At 52.3% G+C, this 17,824-nt stretch carries 17 protein-coding genes; 12 read left to right on the top strand and 5 right to left on the bottom strand.

Annotated features, from left to right (window positions below; genetic code table 11):
- Positions 1 to 236: 236 nt before the first annotated feature.
- Together ACJJIP_RS17090 and ACJJIP_RS17085 are read left to right on the top strand one after the other, a co-directional pair.
- A complete protein-coding gene (locus ACJJIP_RS17090; protein ID WP_040628253.1) occupies positions 237 to 1,742 on the top strand; it encodes a SulP family inorganic anion transporter in 1,506 nt (501 codons plus the stop codon).
- Positions 1,742 to 2,644 (top strand): universal stress protein, encoded by a 903-nt coding sequence (locus ACJJIP_RS17085; protein WP_020411995.1) that lies wholly within the window; start codon positions 1,742 to 1,744, stop codon positions 2,642 to 2,644. The genes ACJJIP_RS17090 and ACJJIP_RS17085 overlap by 1 nt, the downstream gene beginning before the upstream one ends.
- A gap of 5 nt (positions 2,645 to 2,649) precedes the next feature.
- Here ACJJIP_RS17085 and ACJJIP_RS17080 read toward each other — a convergent pair whose 3' ends face one another.
- Positions 2,650 to 4,332 carry an aminotransferase class V-fold PLP-dependent enzyme gene (locus ACJJIP_RS17080; RefSeq protein WP_444945681.1) on the bottom strand — a complete coding sequence of 561 codons (1,683 nt, stop codon included), beginning with the start codon at positions 4,330 to 4,332 and terminating at the stop codon, positions 2,650 to 2,652.
- A gap of 186 nt (positions 4,333 to 4,518) precedes the next feature.
- On the opposite strand from ACJJIP_RS17080, the gene ACJJIP_RS17075 reads away from it, so the two are divergent.
- Complete coding sequence (locus tag ACJJIP_RS17075) at positions 4,519 to 4,995, top strand: Lrp/AsnC family transcriptional regulator (RefSeq protein ID WP_444945680.1); 477 nt, start codon at positions 4,519 to 4,521, stop codon at positions 4,993 to 4,995.
- Between the two features lie 3 nt (positions 4,996 to 4,998).
- On the opposite strand, the gene ACJJIP_RS17070 is transcribed toward ACJJIP_RS17075, so the two are convergent.
- From ACJJIP_RS17070 to ACJJIP_RS17060, 3 genes are all read right to left on the bottom strand, one after another.
- Positions 4,999 to 5,709 carry a DUF2238 domain-containing protein gene (locus tag ACJJIP_RS17070; protein ID WP_353377015.1) on the bottom strand — a complete coding sequence of 237 codons (711 nt, stop codon included), beginning with the start codon at positions 5,707 to 5,709 and terminating at the stop codon, positions 4,999 to 5,001.
- Positions 5,710 to 5,805: 96 nt separating this feature from the next.
- A complete protein-coding gene (locus tag ACJJIP_RS17065) occupies positions 5,806 to 6,378 on the bottom strand; it encodes a tRNA-(ms[2]io[6]A)-hydroxylase (RefSeq protein WP_020411999.1) in 573 nt (190 codons plus the stop codon).
- Positions 6,379 to 6,455: 77 nt separating this feature from the next.
- Positions 6,456 to 6,884 (bottom strand): acyl-CoA thioesterase, encoded by a 429-nt coding sequence (locus tag ACJJIP_RS17060; protein ID WP_020412000.1) that lies wholly within the window; start codon positions 6,882 to 6,884, stop codon positions 6,456 to 6,458.
- A gap of 485 nt (positions 6,885 to 7,369) precedes the next feature.
- On the opposite strand from ACJJIP_RS17060, the gene fabV reads away from it, so the two are divergent.
- From fabV to ACJJIP_RS17015, 9 genes are all read left to right on the top strand, one after another.
- A complete protein-coding gene (gene fabV, locus ACJJIP_RS17055) occupies positions 7,370 to 8,548 on the top strand; it encodes an enoyl-ACP reductase FabV (protein ID WP_282951604.1) in 1,179 nt (392 codons plus the stop codon).
- A 151-nt stretch (positions 8,549 to 8,699) separates the two neighbouring features.
- On the top strand, positions 8,700 to 9,743 hold the full coding sequence (locus ACJJIP_RS17050) for an NADP(H)-dependent aldo-keto reductase (RefSeq protein ID WP_353377017.1): 1,044 nt from the start codon (positions 8,700 to 8,702) through the stop codon (positions 9,741 to 9,743).
- Positions 9,744 to 9,828: 85 nt separating this feature from the next.
- A complete protein-coding gene (locus tag ACJJIP_RS17045) occupies positions 9,829 to 10,062 on the top strand; it encodes a DUF2789 family protein (protein WP_020412003.1) in 234 nt (77 codons plus the stop codon).
- Positions 10,063 to 10,175: 113 nt separating this feature from the next.
- Positions 10,176 to 11,141: an LpxL/LpxP family Kdo(2)-lipid IV(A) lauroyl/palmitoleoyl acyltransferase gene (lpxL, locus tag ACJJIP_RS17040; RefSeq protein ID WP_444902215.1), complete on the top strand. Its 966-nt coding sequence runs from the start codon at positions 10,176 to 10,178 to the stop codon at positions 11,139 to 11,141.
- Between the two features lie 92 nt (positions 11,142 to 11,233).
- Complete coding sequence (gene dapA / locus ACJJIP_RS17035; protein WP_020412005.1) at positions 11,234 to 12,109, top strand: 4-hydroxy-tetrahydrodipicolinate synthase; 876 nt, start codon at positions 11,234 to 11,236, stop codon at positions 12,107 to 12,109.
- A gap of 34 nt (positions 12,110 to 12,143) precedes the next feature.
- A complete protein-coding gene (locus ACJJIP_RS17030; protein WP_020412006.1) occupies positions 12,144 to 13,331 on the top strand; it encodes an NlpB/DapX family lipoprotein in 1,188 nt (395 codons plus the stop codon).
- Positions 13,331 to 14,104 (top strand): MBL fold metallo-hydrolase, encoded by a 774-nt coding sequence (locus ACJJIP_RS17025; RefSeq protein ID WP_282951600.1) that lies wholly within the window; start codon positions 13,331 to 13,333, stop codon positions 14,102 to 14,104. The genes ACJJIP_RS17030 and ACJJIP_RS17025 overlap by 1 nt, the downstream gene beginning before the upstream one ends.
- 99 nt (positions 14,105 to 14,203) lie before the next feature.
- Positions 14,204 to 15,028, top strand: coding sequence for a sulfite exporter TauE/SafE family protein (locus ACJJIP_RS17020; protein ID WP_444945679.1), 825 nt, complete (start codon positions 14,204 to 14,206; stop codon positions 15,026 to 15,028).
- A gap of 193 nt (positions 15,029 to 15,221) precedes the next feature.
- Positions 15,222 to 16,058 (top strand): sulfite exporter TauE/SafE family protein, encoded by an 837-nt coding sequence (locus tag ACJJIP_RS17015; protein WP_020412009.1) that lies wholly within the window; start codon positions 15,222 to 15,224, stop codon positions 16,056 to 16,058.
- Positions 16,059 to 16,155: 97 nt separating this feature from the next.
- Here ACJJIP_RS17015 and ACJJIP_RS17010 read toward each other — a convergent pair whose 3' ends face one another.
- A complete protein-coding gene (locus ACJJIP_RS17010; protein WP_020412010.1) occupies positions 16,156 to 17,688 on the bottom strand; it encodes a peptide MFS transporter in 1,533 nt (510 codons plus the stop codon).
- Between the last annotated feature and the right edge of the window lie 136 nt (positions 17,689 to 17,824).

Genomic DNA, 17,824 nt, shown 5'->3' with positions numbered 1-17,824 from the left:
TTGATATTTTTCTTTTATGGGGATGTGCACAATCACAGGGGTGTCCGCTAAAAGTGTCCGCTGTCCGCCCTGTCCGGGAGATGGATAGGGCACTGTAAGCTGCATATTTGCGCCGGAAGAGGGGCGGATACCGAACTTTGCTTGCGGTTTCACGAGAGTGGTTGTCATGCGGGGGGACGGCGGTTTGTGGTAGAGTGCGCGGCCTTTTTTTGATCAATTCAAATTTATTTGCGTTTATGTTCCTTCCATCGCTGCTCTCTTCGACCAAAGCCGACTGGTTCGGCAATATACGTCGCGACGTACTCGCCGGCCTGGTAGTGGCCCTGGCACTGATTCCCGAAGCCATTGCTTTCTCGATTATCGCGGGAGTTGATCCCCGAGTTGGCCTCTACGCCTCTTTCTGTATTGCTGTGGTTATTGCCTTTGTGGGCGGTCGGCCGGGGATGATTTCCGCCGCTACTGGTGCAATGGCCCTTCTGATGGTGACCCTGGTGAAGGAGCACGGACTGCAATATCTGCTCGCAGCCACATTGCTCACCGGGGTTTTGCAGATCATCGCTGGCTATCTGAAGCTGGGTAGTTTGATGAGCTTTGTCTCACGGGCGGTGGTCACGGGGTTTGTGAATGCCCTGGCGATCCTTATCTTCCTGGCGCAAATGCCCGAGTTGATTGGTGGTACCTGGGAGGTCTATGCCATGACAGCTGCGGGTCTGGGGGTCATTTACCTATTCCCCTATGTCCCGGTGATTGGTAAAGCTGTGCCTTCACCGCTGGTATGTATCCTGTTGCTGACAGCAGTGGCTGTCACCATGGGGATGGATATCCGTACCGTGGGGGATATGGGCGAGTTGCCGGATACCCTGCCTATTTTCCTCTGGCCCGAGGTTCCGCTGAATTTCGAAACCCTACAGATTATTTTCCCCTACTCCGCTGGTCTGGCAGTGGTAGGTCTGCTGGAATCCCTGATGACAGCAACGATTGTGGACGACTTGACCGATACTCCGAGTGATAAGAACCGCGAGTGTAAAGGTCAGGGGATCGCCAATATCGCGGCCGGCTCCCTGGGGGGGATGGCCGGTTGCGCCATGATTGGCCAGTCTGTCATCAATGTGAAGTCCGGTGGCCGAGGTCGGCTCTCAACTCTGGTAGCTGGCGTTGGCCTGCTGACCCTGGTGGTGTTTCTCAGTGACTGGGTTGCGGTAATTCCTATGGCAGCACTAGTTGCGGTCATGATTATGGTTTCCATAGGTACTTTTGACTGGAGTTCTATCCGCAACCTGAAACGCTACCCGCTCTCCACAAATTTGGTGATGTTGGCTACTGTGGTTGTGGTAGTGTGGACCCATAACCTGGCCTATGGTGTATTTGTTGGTGTGTTACTGGCCTCGCTGTTCTTTGCCAATAAGGTTAGCCACTTTATGTACGTGAGCAGCTCTCTCGAAGAAGCTCAGAGCCGCCGAACCTACAAGGTCATTGGACAGGTCTTCTTCAACTCCGCCGATAAGTTCATGGCCTCTTTCGATTTTAAGGAAGTGGTGGATACTGTAGTGATCGATCTCAATCGCGCGCATTTCTGGGATATTTCCGGAGTAAATGCGCTGGATAAGGTGGTGCTCAAGTTCCGTCGTGAGGGTGCAGAAGTGGAGCTGGTAGGGTTGAACGAAGCTAGTGAAACCATCGTCGACCGGTTCGGCGTACACGATAAGCCCGAGGAAATTGAGCGGGTTCTTGGAGGACATTGATGGCCGTAAGCAGCAGCGAAAATAACAATAAAGAGACACATAATGGTGGGTCTTTACCAGTGGTACTTTCCTGTATTGATGGTTCCCAATACACCGGCGCCGTCTGTGATTACTCCGCTTGGCTGGCTGCCAAGCTGGACGCACCGCTAAAGCTGTTGCATAACATTGAGCGCAGTAGTGTACCTGCGGTCACCGATTTTACCGGCAGTATCGGCTTAGGCAGCCAGGAAGAGCTGCTGGAAGAACTGACGGCGCTTGAGCAACAGCGTGCGCAATTGCTGGTGAAGCAGGGCAAGCTCATGCTGCAGGCGGCACGAAATCGCGCTGAGGATGCCGGCGTTGGACAGGTCATTACCTGCCAGCGCCACGACACCCTGACAGAATCTGTGGTGGAGCTGGAAGACTGCATTCGTGTTCTGGTACTCGGTATTCGCGGTGAGGAGCACGGCGAGTCAGAGCAGGGGCTGGGCGCACAGTTGGAAACTGTAGTCCGCTCCCTGCACAAACCGATACTGGTGGTTAATCGGGAATTTCAGCAGCCGCAGAGGATTATGCTTGCCTATGACGGTAGTGAGGCGGCGTGCAAGGCCCTGGGCCTGATAGCTGGTAGCCCGCTGTTCCGCGACCTGTCCTGCCACCTGGTAAATGTAGGACCGGCGCAAGTGGCGGAAAAGCTGTTAGCTGAGGCCAGTGCCGAATTGGACAAGGCCGGCCTCGCAGTAACGGCCAGTAATCTGGAGGGTAATACAGTTGAGGCCTTGATCACCTATCAGGAGGAGCACCAGATTGACCTCACTGTGATGGGGGCGTTCAGTCACAATCGTCTGCGCGATTTGTTGATGGGCAGTATCACAGCGAAGATGCTACTCAAGACCCGCCAGCCTCTGCTGCTATTGCGATAACTTTCCTAGAGCGCGAGTACTGCGTCCCGGGGGCTGACAAACCAACGCAAAACCTCCGCATCCTCGGGAAGCGGTAGATCGTAGAATTTTGCATTGCGTGGTTTGCGGCAAAGCTCCCGCTCGGCAATGGCCAGGTACTCCTCTAGAGGAAGTAATGACACCTCCTGCTCGCTTTTACTGGAAGGGCAATTGCTGAAGTTCAATTGCGCCAGGCTGGCTGCGGACTCTGGTTTTTTGCCTTGATAGCGCCAGACTCCCTGATCCTGGTCGAAATAATAATACGGCAGTAGTCTCCAGCCGTGGCGCGCTACCAGAGCCACGGCTTCAAGCAGATATTCGAATACTGTCTCACTGATGAAGTAATTGAAGTTCAGGCGTACCCAGCCCGGACGCATTAATTTTTGCCCTTTGAGTATCTGTCCCTCCAGCGCCCGGCTATAGGCCATATCGATATTGAGAAGGGTATGCCCATAGGGGCCTGCGCAGGAACAGCCACCGCGGGCCTGGATTCCGAAAAGGTCATTGAGTAGTGCTACTACAAAGCCGTAGTGCAAATCCTTCCCGCGCCATTTGATGCGCAGCGAGACAATTGAAAGACGCGGTATATCAAGGCTGCCGAGAACCTCGATGTTCTCTTCCTTTGACCAGCGCTCGAGAGCATGGCCGATCAGCCGCTTCTCCCTCTGGGTTATTTCATTGATACCCACAGTTTGCTGGAGTTTAAAGACCATGCCTGCGCGAATGGACTCGACTATCGCCGGGGTGCCGCCTTCCTCGCTGCGCTCCGGGTCTTCGAGGTAACGGTGATCCTCAGGAGTGACATAGAGCACTGTGCCACCGCCGGGTGCTGCAGGGACGGCGTTTTGCAGCAGCTTCTCTTTCACCACCAGAATTCCTGGAGTGCCGGGGCCACCGACAAATTTATGCGGAGAGATAAATACAGCGTCTTTTGAACTATCGCCCCGGGGGTCTTGCTCACCGCGCACATCAATTGCCATATAGGGGGCGGCCGCGGCGTAGTCCCAGAAAGACAGGGCACCGTACTGGTGAAGTAGGCGGGTGACAGCTTCTACTTCGGTCACGATGCCGGTGACATTAGAGGCGGCGGAAAAGCTGCCGATCCGCAGGGGGCGGTCAGCGTACGCACGCAGCTGATTTTCGAGCGTATCAAGATCCAATGTGCCGGTGCTATTCAACGGAATAGACACTAGTTCGGCAATGCTTTCCCGCCAGGGCAATTCATTGGAGTGGTGTTCATAGGGCCCAATAAATACGACAGGACGCTGGCTGGCAGAAATACTGTCACTGAAGCGATGCTGCAGGTTCAAGTCCACCGGAGGACGCAACTTTAGAATATCGATCAGCTTGTTAATGGCGGCAGTGGCACCGGAGCCACAGAATATGATTTTGTGCTCCTCGCTCCCGTTGACTGCACGCCGGATCTCTTTCCTCGCCTCCTCTCTGAATCCTGTGGTTTGAGCACCGGTGTAAGACGTTTCGCTATGGGTGTTGGCATAGTAAGGCAACACCTTTTGGCGAATAGAGTCTTCGATGAAAGATAGTGAGCGGCCGGATGCAGTGTAATCAGCGTACACCAGTGGTCGCTGTCCGAAGGGGGTGGCAATGGGCTGCATATCGCCAATAACTGAGTCACGGATGTATTTGATGAGAGCTGTCACGAGTTCCATTTCCTGTATTTTTCATGGAAATTACTCTAGTGCTTTAACACCGAAACAATGTCCCTGTTTGTCTTTTTTAATTGGTAAATTTCGAAACATTGTGCCGTTTTATTTAATTTTCGGTACGTTAATACTTTAAAAAGGTATGGTGGAAACACTAGTAATTATTATGAATGTTTTAAAGGAGGGGCTTTAATGGCGGCGCGGCTAAACAGGCAAGACAAACAAATTCTGGAGCTGTTACAGGGGGATGCGACGCTGTCTGTTGGGGAAATTGCTGAGCGAGTGGGTGTGTCAAAATCCGCTTGCTGGAGGCGCATTCACAAGATGGAAGAGGAAGGGATTATCGCTGATAGAGTGACCTTGCTAAACCAGCATAAGTTAAATTTGCCCCTGACTGTATATATCTCTATCCGTACCAACCAACACAATGATCAGTGGGCAGCCCAGTTTGCCGAATTGGTGCAGGGGGTTGCTGAGATTCTGGAGGTACACCGGATGAGTGGGGATCTGGATTACCTGATCAAGGCGGTGGTGACCGATATGCCTGGTTACGACCGCCTGTATAAAGAACTAATTAAGGCCGATCTGTTTGATGTCAGTTCCAGCTTCGTAATGGAGACCATGAAACAGACGACCCGTTTACCTCTCACATACGCTATTGATAAGTAAGCTTCAGTGGCTGTGGCGCTTGCGTAACCATTGGCGGAGTTTTACCTCGCCAAGAGCCTTGTCTCCATGTGGTACTTTGAGGCTATTGCGGATTTCCCGCCAGGCATTGGAGCTGAGCCAGAGATTCAAGGCCAGTACGACCAGCATCACCAGGATGGAGCCCAGCCCCGCCAGCAGCATGTCCTTTTGCGCGTCCCAGATATCGCCCTGGGAGCCGAGGAACGCGATTCCCAGCTCCGGAGAAACTGTCCGTGCTGCCAACCATTCAATAATTTCGTAAATAGAAGAGAGGGCAAACGTCACATCTACTGGGAAGAAGTAGGCCCAGAATCCACGCAGACCAGCCAGGCGTATTAATATTTCCCGCACTGGGTAGGCGAGCAGCAACCCAAAACTAAAGTGCACCAGGCGATCGTACATATTGCGCTCGGCGCCAAGCCATTCCTGCAGAGTGTAACCAAAGGGCACTTCTGCATAGGTGTAGTGGGAGCCAAACACATGCAGGCACATAAACACGGTGATCAGCGTATAAGAGACGTTGGAGAGCGGGAGCATACGTATGCTGATCAAAATTACCGGCAGCGCCGCAAAGACCAGGTAATTTTCTAATAACCAGTCATCCGGATGCAGCGGCTGCCAGGCTGACCAGCCCCATGCGACTGAGAAAATAGCCAGTAATAACAGGCGGTACCAGTGTTTTCGAATAGCGGACATGACTGTAAAAACCCACTGCAAAAAAAGTATATCTGCGCCAGGATACACCATTGTCCGCCGTTGTGGGTTGGGCCAAATGACCCCTGGTATGAATAGCTAATGCAGGGCCGGCCGGTAGGGAAGGGCGGCAATAATCCTGGCTTCCTCATTCAGCAAATGGGCAAGACGACTCTCCACCGCCTCACGGGGGAAATACTCCAAGGCCAACTCAACAAACAGTTCATGGTGGCGGGCCTCACTTTCTGTAATGACCTTATAGAAAGTTTGTAATGATCCCGCTGGAAGGGCCTCAGCGACCAAGCCAAAACGCTCACAGCCTCGCGCTTCAATAATTGCTGCGGTGAGCAGGCGGTCTATCAGGTACTCTTCCGGACCACGGCGAATCAGCTTGCGCAGGGCATGAATATAGGGATCTTTCTCATCTGGTGCCTGATAGATCCCCCGCTCATGCATAATCCTGATCACTTGGCGGAAATGGTTCATCTCCTCTAAAGCCAGATTCACCATGGCCTCCACCAGTAGAGGTTTATCGGGATAGTGAGAGAACATGGACACTGCCATACCAGAGGCTTTCTTTTCCGCTGCGGCATGATCCTGCAGGAAGCGGTTAAAGTCACTGAGAACGACTTGGGCCCAGTCTTTCGGGGTCTTGTAATACAGTTGGAACATGGTGGATGGCGGTGACGCAAAAACGCCATTATACCGCCATCGATAGGATTGACCTGCTGGCCCTGTTGAAAAAGGTTTTAGCTCGCCAGGCGGCGTTCGCGTACTTCCCGATCGCGCTGGGTAGCAATTCGCGCCTGCTCCAGGGACATGCCGGCTTTAGCATGGGGGGTTGGCCTGCCATTAGCACCCAAAGCTACGAAGACTATTTGCTCGACTTGCACAATCAACTCCTGGCTCTGCTTATTGCGAACCTCACAGTGCACGGTGAGTGAACTCTGGCCAATGCCGATCACTTCAAACCCAAACTCTACTACGTCTCCGCAGCAGGCTGGGCTGACAAAATCGATCTCTGACATTAGCTTGGTTACCAGCATTGGTGTACCCATCTGACAGCCGGCAAAAATGGCAGCCTCTTCATCAATCCAGGCGAGTAACTGGCCGCCAAACAGGCGCTGGGCGGGGTTCAGGTCGCCGGGCTTTACACAGTGACGCGAATAGTATTTCACACTGACCTTCCTAACTAACTGTGGAATGAACAATTGGTGAGCTACTGGTGGCGAATTTGCCAGAAGTAATCCTCGGCAAATTTCGCAACAGAGATTAAATCGATACTCACATAGGGAGTTACTGCATACAGCGTGCCAAGGCAAAAAAAGTGTAGCCGAGGAAAAAGGTTGTAAAGAGTGTCATGGAGTTTAAGGCAAGCACATATTTGGCGCGATTAGGCACCTGAGAGCACATAAATAGTGCGATAAGTCACAATAGATGGGTTTGGTGGCTGCTTTGGCCGCTGGGTGGGATATTCTGGACAATCTGCTCGCCAGCCTGGAAATGTCGCTATGGGACTCACCAGCCACAACCAGTAGAATGGCCGGGAATTTGTCCCAAGTGTCTTTATTCTTGGGGCCGTCAGTGTTTTCCCGATGCGCTGTAAGCGTATCTGTGATCACATAACCACGATTCCCCAAGTGCAAAGGGAGAGACAGTAAGGATGATCATCCAGCCGAAAGTACGCGGATTTATTTGTACCAATGCCCACCCGCAGGGCTGTGCAGCCAATGTGCGTGAACAGATTGAGTACATCAAGTCTCAGCCAGCAATTGAGAATGGCCCCAAGCGGGTTCTGGTTGTAGGTGCCTCCACCGGTTACGGCCTCGCTTCGCGTATCACTGCCGCTTTTGGTTGTGGCGCCAAGACCCTGGGGGTGTTCTTTGAGAAGCCGCCCACAGAAAAGCGCACCGCTTCTGCCGGTTATTACAACTCGGCTGCGTTCGAGGACGAAGCGCATAAGGCGGGCCTGTACGCCAAGAGTATTAATGGGGATGCCTTCTCTGATGAGGTGAAGGCCCAGGCGATTGAGATGATTCAAGAGGATCTGGGGCAGGTAGACCTGGTGGTCTACAGCTTGGCATCTCCGCGTCGTACCGACCCCAAGACTGGTGAACTTTACAGTTCTGTATTGAAGCCGATCGGTGAGTCTTACACCGCCAGGAACCTCAATACCGACAAGCTGGAAATCTCGGACATCACAGTTGATCCTGCCAGTGAGGAAGAGATTTCCAATACCGTGAAGGTTATGGGCGGTGAGGATTGGGAACTTTGGATGCAGGCTTTAGGCGATGCCGGCGTATTGTCAGATACCTGCAAGACAGTTGCTTACACCTATATCGGTGAAAAGTTAACTTGGCCTATTTACGGTCATGCGACTATTGGTAAGGCGAAAGAGGACCTGGATCGGGCGGCCAGAGCCATTACTGAAAGTGGTCAGGCGGCGGCAAATGTCGCGGTACTGAAAGCACTGGTCACTCAGTCGAGCTCTGCAATTCCAGTGATGCCACTATATATCTCCCTGGTCTACAAGGTGATGAAAGAAGAGGGCACCCACGAAGGCTGTATCGAGCAGTTGTACCGCTTGTATACCGAGGGTCTGTACACCGATAGCCCACGCCTCGATAGTGATAACCGCCTGCGTATGGATGACAAGGAGTTGCGCGAGGAGACCCAGGCTAAGATTGAAAAATTGTGGCCAGAGGTGACCAAAGAAAATCTTTTTGAGTTGACTGATTACAAAGGTTATCAGGCCGATTTTCTCAAGCTGTTTGGTTTTGGCGTAACCGGTGTTGATTACGACGCAGATACCAGCCCGCAGGTAGAAGCTGAATTCAGCTGATCACGCTGAACCAGTCCCGACTGCAATTTTGCATTCTACAAGGAGCGGCATGGCCGCTCCTTGATCCAACCCCACCCAGGTCTTCTATCTACTCTCTCAAGCCCCAAAACGGCATAATTCCTGTTTCGCCTTTTTGTGGAGAGAGGACGCCATGAATTACCGCCAGCTTGGCACCAGCAATCTCAAAGTCAGCCAGATTTGTCTGGGCACAATGACTTTTGGTGAGCAAAATACAGCTGCTGATGCGGCTAAACAGCTGGATTATGTCTTTGATCAAGGGGTAAATTTTATCGATTGTGCCGAGATGTATCCGGTGCCGCCGCGCCCTGAGACTCAGGGGCTCACCGAGGAATATATCGGTAAATGGCTGTCGGCCCGTGGCGGTCGTGACAAGGTAATTATTGCCACAAAAGTGGCGGGGCGCGGTGAGGCTAATCCGGGGGTTAGGCACCTGCGTTCTGGACCGCGCCTCAGCCGAGATCATGTACTGAAAGCTTGTGATGAGTCCCTAAAAAGGCTGGGCACCGATTACCTCGATCTCTATCAGGTCCATTGGCCGGAACGCCAAACCAACTTTTTTGGTTGTCTAGGGTACCAGCATGGAGGTGATGATGGCATTACTATTGCCGAGACACTCAATGCACTGGAGGAGTTGGTCAAGGCAGGCAAGGTGCGTTATATCGGTATTTCTAACGAGACGCCTTGGGGCATGCATGAATACCTAAGAGAGTCAGTTGTTTATGGTAAGCCGCGTATCGTTTCCATTCAGAATCCATACAATCTGCTCAACCGGAGCTTTGAAGTGGGCTGTGCGGAGATCTCCATCCGGGAGCAATGTGGCCTTCTGGCATATTCGCCACTTGCCTTTGGTGTCTTGTCCGGCAAGTACCTTGGCGGCGCAAGGCCTGCAGGGGCACGCCTGACTTTGTATGAGCGTTTTCAACGCTACACAAACGATCGCAGTGCAACAGCTACCGGTGCTTATGTGGAGTTGGCCCGCCAGTTTGGTCTAGACCCTGCACAGATGGCTCTGGCATTCGTCAACCAGCAGCCGTTTGTGACTAGCAATATCATCGGCGCAACCACCATGGAACAGTTGCGTAGCAATATTGCCAGTACTGAATTACTTTTGGATAACGAACAGCTAGCTGCGATTGAAGCTATTCATCAGTACAACCCAAATCCGGCTCCGTAATAGGTGGCTCTGCTATCTATAATGGGGAACACAAACCGCTAAATCGGTACCAATACATCACGTGAGCACGAGAGAGGCAGCTCCCATGGAAACGACCGGGCATCACACGCTCAACGATCTCTTTGCCCAGCTGGGGATGTCGTCGGAAGATGCGGCGATTCATGAGTTTCTGATTACTCACTATTTGCATAGGCATGAGAAATTATCTTCCGCATCATTTTGGACTGAGGGGCAGAGGGAGTTTCTTCGGAGCGCCATAGAGGAAGATTCTGACTGGTGCGTCGCTGTTGATGAGCTGGATTCCCTCCTGCGCCATTAAGTTGTAACACTCCTGCGGCTGCTGTCCATTCCAGCCTTTATCCCATGGGTTATACTACGCCGAATTCAACCGATTAAGCTGGTGACTATTCGCCGGCAGCGTAGCGATACCCGATGGAAAAACCCCGATTTCGAGTTGCCTTACTGCACCCCCGGCACTGGCTGACCTGGTTGCTCTTTGCTTTTTGGTTCCTGCTGGCTCAGCTGCCTTTTCGTTGGCAGTTGTCTATAGGGCGTGGTGTGGGCAAGGTGATGATGAGGCTAGCCCCAAGCCGGCGCACTATTGCCGAGCGCAACCTTGCCCTGTGTTTTCCTGAGTTCAGTAAGGCTGAACGCTCACAACTTCTTCGTCGAAATTTCGAGTCCAGCGGAATTGCCCTAATGGAAACCGGCATGGCCTGGTTTCGCTCTGCGCGCTGGCTGCGTAAGCGTGTCTCTATAGAGGGGCTGGAAGCCTTGCAGGATATCCAGGCTGAGGGGCAAGGTGTGCTGCTAATGGCTATGCACTTTACCACCCTGGAATTGGGGGCGGCTCTTATGGGGATGAGCATTACCCTTGATGGTATGTACCGGCCGCACAAAAACCCTGTATATGACTATATGCAGCGTAAAGGGCGTGAGCGCCATACTGGTGATGGTAGTGTCTACCAGCGTAAGGATGTTCGTGGGGTACTGCGCGCCCTGCAGCAGGGGCGTGCCGTCTGGTATGCTCCAGACCAGGATTATGGAATTAAGCAGGGCGTCTTTGCCCCGTTTTTTGCCAATCCTGCGGCAACGGTGACAGGCACATCGCGATTTGCCCGGGTGGGGCGCGCCAAGGTAGTACCCTATGTGCTGACCCGTTTGGAGGATTGCTCCGGTTACCGCCTGAAGGTGTACCCACCTATTGAGGAGATTCCCTCTGGAGACGAACTGCAGGATGCCATCCTGGTTAACCAGTTCATTGAAGCTCGTATTCGAGAGGCACCAGAACAGTATATGTGGGTGCATCGACGTTTTAAGACCCGGCCGGAAGGCGCCAATAATGTGTACGAAGGGGTCCGCAAGAAGAAAAAGAAGCGCAGGAAAGTGGCGAGCTAGTCACACTGGCATAGACACTGCGCCCTAAGTAACATACAGGTTCGATTCTGGCGGTGCTATTCCAGGCCGAGCGCGAAAATTAAGGAGAGAGAATGTTTACCGGCAGTATGGTGGCCTTGGCTACCCCAATGTACGCAGACGGAAGCCTGGATTGGGACAGTCTGCGCAATTTGGTTGAGTGGCATATAGAACAAGGCACCCGCGCATTGGTTGCAGTAGGTACTACCGGCGAATCAGCCACTCTGGATGTGAATGAACACATTGAGGTCATCCGGCGCGTGGTAGATCAGGTTGCGGGGCGCGTTCCAGTGATTGCAGGAACGGGCGCCAACTCAACTACTGAAGCGATTGAACTGACAGAAAATGCCGCTCGTTGTGGCGCCGATGCCTGTTTATTGGTGACCCCCTATTACAATAAGCCTTCCCAGGAGGGCTTGTATCAACACCACCGCGCTATCGCCAAAGCGGTGGCCATTCCGCAGATCCTGTATAACGTGCCTGGGCGCACAGCCGTGGATATGTTGCCCGAGACTGTGCAACGTTTGGCTGCCATTGGCAATATTGTTGGAATCAAGGAAGCGACTGGAGACCTGGAGCGGGCTAAAGTTCTATTAGAAACTCTTCCCCAGGGTTTCGCCGTTTACTCCGGCGATGACTGCACTGCGATGGAGTTGATCCTGATGGGGGGGCAAGGTGATATCAGCGTCACCGCCAATGTCGCCCCAGCTGCTGTTGCGCAAATGTGTGAAGCTGCTCTGGCCGGAGATGCTGCGACTGCACGGGCAATTGATCAGCGTATCCAAATATTGCACAAAGTGCTGTTTTTGGAGTCCAACCCGATACCGGTGAAATGGGCTCTGCGGGAAATGGGGCGTATAGACGGGGGGATTCGCCTGCCGCTGACCAGCCTTTCCCCTGAGCATCATGCTACAGTGCGCGAAGCTTTGCGCAGTGCCGGCGTACTGTGAGTCCGCGAACAGAGAATTAACCAGGAAAGCTTTGATGAATAAATTGACCGTTGGAGCCGCGCTCTGTATTTCCAGTCTTACCCTGGCAGGTTGTGGTGTGTTCGGCAACGATGGCTATTTCCGCGATCGCAGCAATGATTACCAACAGGCCGACAGCTTGGCACCGCTGCAGATACCGGAAGGCATCAACGCCAAGCACCAGGAGGAGCTCTATGAGATCCCCCAGATTGCAGGAAATGAACTGGAGCAGAGTGACTTCGAGGTTCCGCGGCCTCAAGCATTATCTGTCAATGCTGGAACGGAACGGGTAAAGATACAAAAGCTGGGTAGCAACCGTTGGGTGCTGGTATCCCAACCACCGGCAGAGGTTTGGCCTCAGCTGCATTATTTCTTGCGCTCCTCGGGCTTACATGTGGAGATGTCTGATGCCAGCACCGGTATTATGGAAACGGCCTGGATGACATTTAACGAGAGCCCGGAAACCAAAGATAAGTACCGCCTGCAGATTGAAACCGGTGTGCAGCCCGACACTACCGAGATCCACGTGCGTCACCTGTCGGTTGCCGCGGATGCTCCGGTGGGAGGCTCCGTCAACTGGCCACAGCGTTCCAGTAGCCCTGAACGCGAAGGTTGGATGATCGATGAAATGTCCACATCCCTGGCAACCGAATCCACTGGTGCTTCTGCTTCATTGGTGGCCCAAGCTATCGGTGGCAGTACTGTGAAGGTTCAGTTGCGCGAGCCGGTTGGCCATGAGCCCTATATCTCTATGGGGCTGGAGATGGAGCGCGCTTGGGCGACAGTCGCTCATGCGGTGAATGCGGGAGGTTATCGTCTGCATCGTGAAGATTCTGATATCGGCCTTTTCTACGTCACTTACGATGAGGAGCGCGAGTTGGCCGATAGTGAGGATGACGGTGGCTGGTTCTCTTGGGGTAAGAAGGACAAACAAGATGAGCTGGCCGATAGTGCTAACCAGGTTACCCTGCAGCAGATTCTTGCCGGTATCGATACCACTGAAGGCACTGAGCCTCCCTTGTTCAAAGAGATCAAAGGGCTTGGTGTAAGCGCTAGTCCCGAAGGAGAATATCCTGGCTACTTGATTGTGATTCGCGGAAATGATGATGAGATTGAAGTGCGTATCCGCGATACCCGTGGCCAGCCGCTGTCTCGGACCAAAGCCTCTGAGTTACTACTCTCGATTCAGCAGAACTTGATTTAATGGGCCTGCGCTTCGCCTCACTGGGAAGCGGCAGCAAAGGCAACGGCACTCTGGTCGCCAGTGGCGACCACTGCCTGCTTGTTGATTGTGGCTTTACCATCAAGGAGACCGAGCGGCGTATGGCGCGGCTCGGTATGTCCCCTGCCGATCTCACTGCCATTCTGGTAACCCATGAACACAGCGACCACCTGTCTGGGGTTGCTCCTCTCGCGCGTAAGTATGGCTTGGCTGTTTACCTGACCCCGGGCACTCTCCGAGCTCGCGATATTGGCAAGTTGCCTGAAGTTCACCTGATTGAAGGTCATCAACCGCTTACTGTTGCCGGTATACAAGTCACACCTGTGGCTGTGCCTCACGATGCGCGGGAAGCTGCGCAGTATGTTTTCCGCAGTCGTGGCAGTAGTCTCGGCCTCCTTACTGATCTGGGTACGGTGACACCTCATGTAGAGGCCCACTTTAGCGGCTGCGACGCACTGGTTTTGGAGGCTAATCACGATCCCCAGATGCTGGCACAGGGGCCATACCCTCCCTCATTAAAAAGGCGGGTTGGCGGAGCTTATGGTCATTTGAGTAATCAACAGGCTGCCGGATTTTTGCAGCGGGTGGGCTATGAACAGCTGCAGCACTTAGTGGTGGCCCATATTAGTGAGAAGAATAATACGCTGGAACTTGCCCGTTCAGCGATGGCTGAGATGGCGGAAAGTGTGGAGAATTGTATTTTTGCCTGCCAGCAAGAGGGATTCGACTGGCTCACAGTGGAAGCACGGGGATAGGCCCCATTCGCTTCGTACCACTCGGCTCTAAATCTCTCAATACAAATCTGCTTTGCCTTAGTTAGGACGACCTCTGGCTATTCGAGGGACGGGGGATATATGGAAACAATACTGATTTATCTATTGGTTGGGGCGGTGGCTGGCACTATCGCTGGCCTATTTGGTGTTGGTGGCGGCCTGATTATTGTTCCAGCGCTGGTACTGGTTTTTACCGCTATGGGAGTCTCGCCAGAAATTCTGACCCATATGGCTGTTGGGACCTCACTTGCCACGATTGTTATTACTTCTATTAGTTCTGTACGAGCCCATCACAAGAGAGAAGCTGTGGATTGGCAGCTGTTCAGGAAGATGACGCCGGGAATACTGCTGGGCTCTTGGCTGGGAGGGATGACGGCGGAACTGTTACCTGGGGCCTGGTTACAGTTATTGATAGGAGTCTTCGCCATTGTGATTGCCGTCCGTATGTGGCTGAGTGGCCTCCGCCATGGCCAGGTTGAGGAGGGAGTTGGTAATCCTCCAGTTGCTCCTTTGCTGGCTGCTGCCGGCGGCGTGATAGGTTGGGCCTCTGCAATTTTTGGTATTGGCGGAGGGTCCCTCACCGTACCTTTTCTTTCCCGGTGTCGTGTACAAATACAGCGCGCGGTTGCTACCTCTGCAGCTTGCGGGTTACCAATCGCTTTAGCTGGGGCGCTGAGTTTTACGGTGCAGGGGTGGGATAATAGCCAGCTGCCGAGCTGGAGCAGTGGATATATCTATTGGCCCGCTTTCCTGGGAATCGTCGCAACCAGTACCTTGTTTGCCCGTTTTGGGGCCAATCTGGCTCACCGTCTTCCGGCAAAGTGGTTAAAACATGGCTTTGCTGTTTTACTTTGTATGATAGGCGGGCGCTTTATTTGGCTCAATAGCAGCTTGCTAACCTCTTAGATACTGGCAGATTTTAATGGTAGTTTCCTCTTGAAGCGATTTGGTTGATTGGGGGGATCTTAAGATTCTTTTCCTTTGGCAGAATCAGGTGATCCCGTCTTATTATATCTGCCTACTTATCTGTTTATGGGCTCTAAAATATTCACTAACATCTGTCTCGGTGCGCTATTAGTAGTGACTAAAATGAAGCATCATGGAGATGTTTTTTATTTATTTATTGCTCGGTGCGGTTGCTGGGACTGCAGCAGGCCTCTTGGGAATTGGAGGAGGCCTGATTATTGTGCCGGCACTGGTACTGATTTTTTCTGCAATAGATATTTCTCCTAAGGTCCTAACCCACATGGCCGTGGGGACTTCTCTGGCGACAATAGTCGTAACTTCAATCAGCTCAGTGCGAGCGCACAACGCAAAGGGCGCAGTAGACTGGCACTTATTTTGGCTGATGACCCCGGGAATACTTTTGGGGTCCTGGCTGGGTGGTGTGACTGCAGACTTATTGCCTGGTGCTTGGCTACAGCTCTTGATAGGTATTTTTGCCATCTTAATGGCAATACGCATGGGATTGAGTGGCTTGAGAGCTATGCCTCTAAAGAACGGTAATAGCCGGTTACCATCTCGATTTCCCTTAATTTGTTCTGGTGGGGTAATTGGCTGGTTAGCGGCCATTTTCGGAATCGGAGGTGGGGCTCTGGTAGTACCTTATTTATCTCACTACCGGGTCAAGATGCAGCATGCTGTGGGAACCTCTGCGGCATTTGGGTTGCCTATCGCAATTTCGGGGACTCTCAGTTTTGTTGTGCAAGGATGGAGTAATAAGTTGCTGCCTAGCTGGAGTAGTGGCTACATCTATTGGCCCGCATTTTTGGGTATTGTTTTAACCAGTGTGTTCTTTGCCAAAGTAGGAGCGAGCTTGGCGCATAGGTTTTCAGCTGAGCGATTGAAATTGTGTTTTGCTTTACTGCTCTGTGTTATCGGGGGACGGTTTATTTGGCAAAATTTCAGTTTGCTAACAAATGTTTTAGCTAATTGACTTCAATTACTGGCAATCAACTATCTCGGTTAGCCTTTAAATGAAAGCCGCTGTTTCCAGCGGCTTTCATCAAACTGGACTCAGTTTAAGGCGTCTCTCATGCAGTTTTTGTTTCCACTTGGGATTCTGCCGCCTGCTGACTTTCATTGGTGTCACTTTCCCAATACTTGGATTTCAGGCTGATCAACGCGAGGATAATACCTACGCCGATGGTGAACAGGCTGATTTGCAGGTAAAGGTCGGGCATTTCTGCAACATTACTAGGATCGAAGTGTCCAGCCAGAAGACCCGAGAAAATATTGCCGATGGAATAAGTTAGGACAAAGACTCCCATCATCTGTCCAGCGAAGCGGCGCGGAGACAGTTTGCTAACAGCACTCAATGCTACCGGGCTCAGGCAGAGTTCGCCAACAGTATGCAGGAAGTAAGTTGTAACCAGCCAGTATGGAGCGACTTTAAGGCCATCAGCGGCATATTGAGCCGCAAAGAACATCACCAGGAAGCCGCTTGCCATAATGATGAGGCCAATTGCACACTTTAGCCCATAGGATGGCGTGATCATCCGCTTACCAAGATTAATCCATAGGGCGGCGAAGAAAGGTGAAAGGGTAATAATAAAGATGGAGTTGAAGCTCTGCAGCCAAGATGCCGGCATTTCAAAAGAGCCGATAAGGCGGTCAGTATAATCACGACCAAACAAGTTTAGAGATGAGCCGGCTTGCTCGAAGCCTGACCAGAAAAAAGTAGAGGCCACACAAACCAGGAACAGGGCCCACATTTTCTTTTTTTCGGAACCGCTCAACTTTCCGCCGAAGTAAATGAAGCCGAAGTAGGCCAGGAAAGTTAAAGTAAAGGCCACCGCGACATATTGAGCCATGACCGTTGGATTAATAACGATAGTGCCATTCATGGCAAGACCGGTGATCAAGGCCACACCGACAGCGATTACTCCGATGATCCGCCATGCAAGCTTGGCCTTTTCTGGAGCTAGAGGGTTTTCCGGTGCCAGGCTCGCATCACCCAGATTCCCGATTGTCCTACGGTATTGGATAAGACCGATCGCCATACCGACCGCTGCTGCACCAAAGCCCCAATGCCAGCCAACATTCTCACCAAAATATCCACAAATTGCATAACCGAGAATCGAACCAATATTGATACCCATATAATAAAGTGCGTAGCCACTATCACGGCGAACATCATCGGGCTGATAGAGGTGACCGACCAGGGCACTGATATTGGGTTTGAGTAGACCAGTACCGCAAGCAACCAGAATCAGGCCAATAAAGAAACTGCTATCTGTAGGGATTGCCAGAACGATATGGCCACACATGATAATAATGCCGCCATACCATATGGTCCGCTGTCCGCCAAGGAGGCGATCCGCAATCCAGCCGCCAGGCAGGCCAAGGAAGTAGACAGCGCCAGTGTAAAGACCATAGATCGCCGTAGCAGCAGCGACAGTGAAGGCTAAACCTTCTTCTTGCAAGCTGGCGGTCATAAACAGTACGAGCAGAGCGCGCATACCGTAGTAACTCATCCGCTCCCACATTTCAGTGAAGAACAGTGTGGAAAGCCCTTTGGGGTGGCCAAAAAAGCCCCCTCCATTCTGATGTGTATTCGACGACATAAGCTGAATTTCCAATTGTTATAGCTCTAGTAGGGTATGCAGGGCATACCGGGTACATCTCTATTGATCCCGAGCAGTTGCTCGCTTTGACCATGCGGTCATCTCGTCTATTCAGGAGAAACTATACCCCCTCAAG

It is taken from the genome of Microbulbifer variabilis (assembly GCF_052467165.1).
The sequence above is the reverse complement of the archived record's forward strand: the minus strand, read 5'-3'. Positions and strand labels throughout refer to the sequence as shown.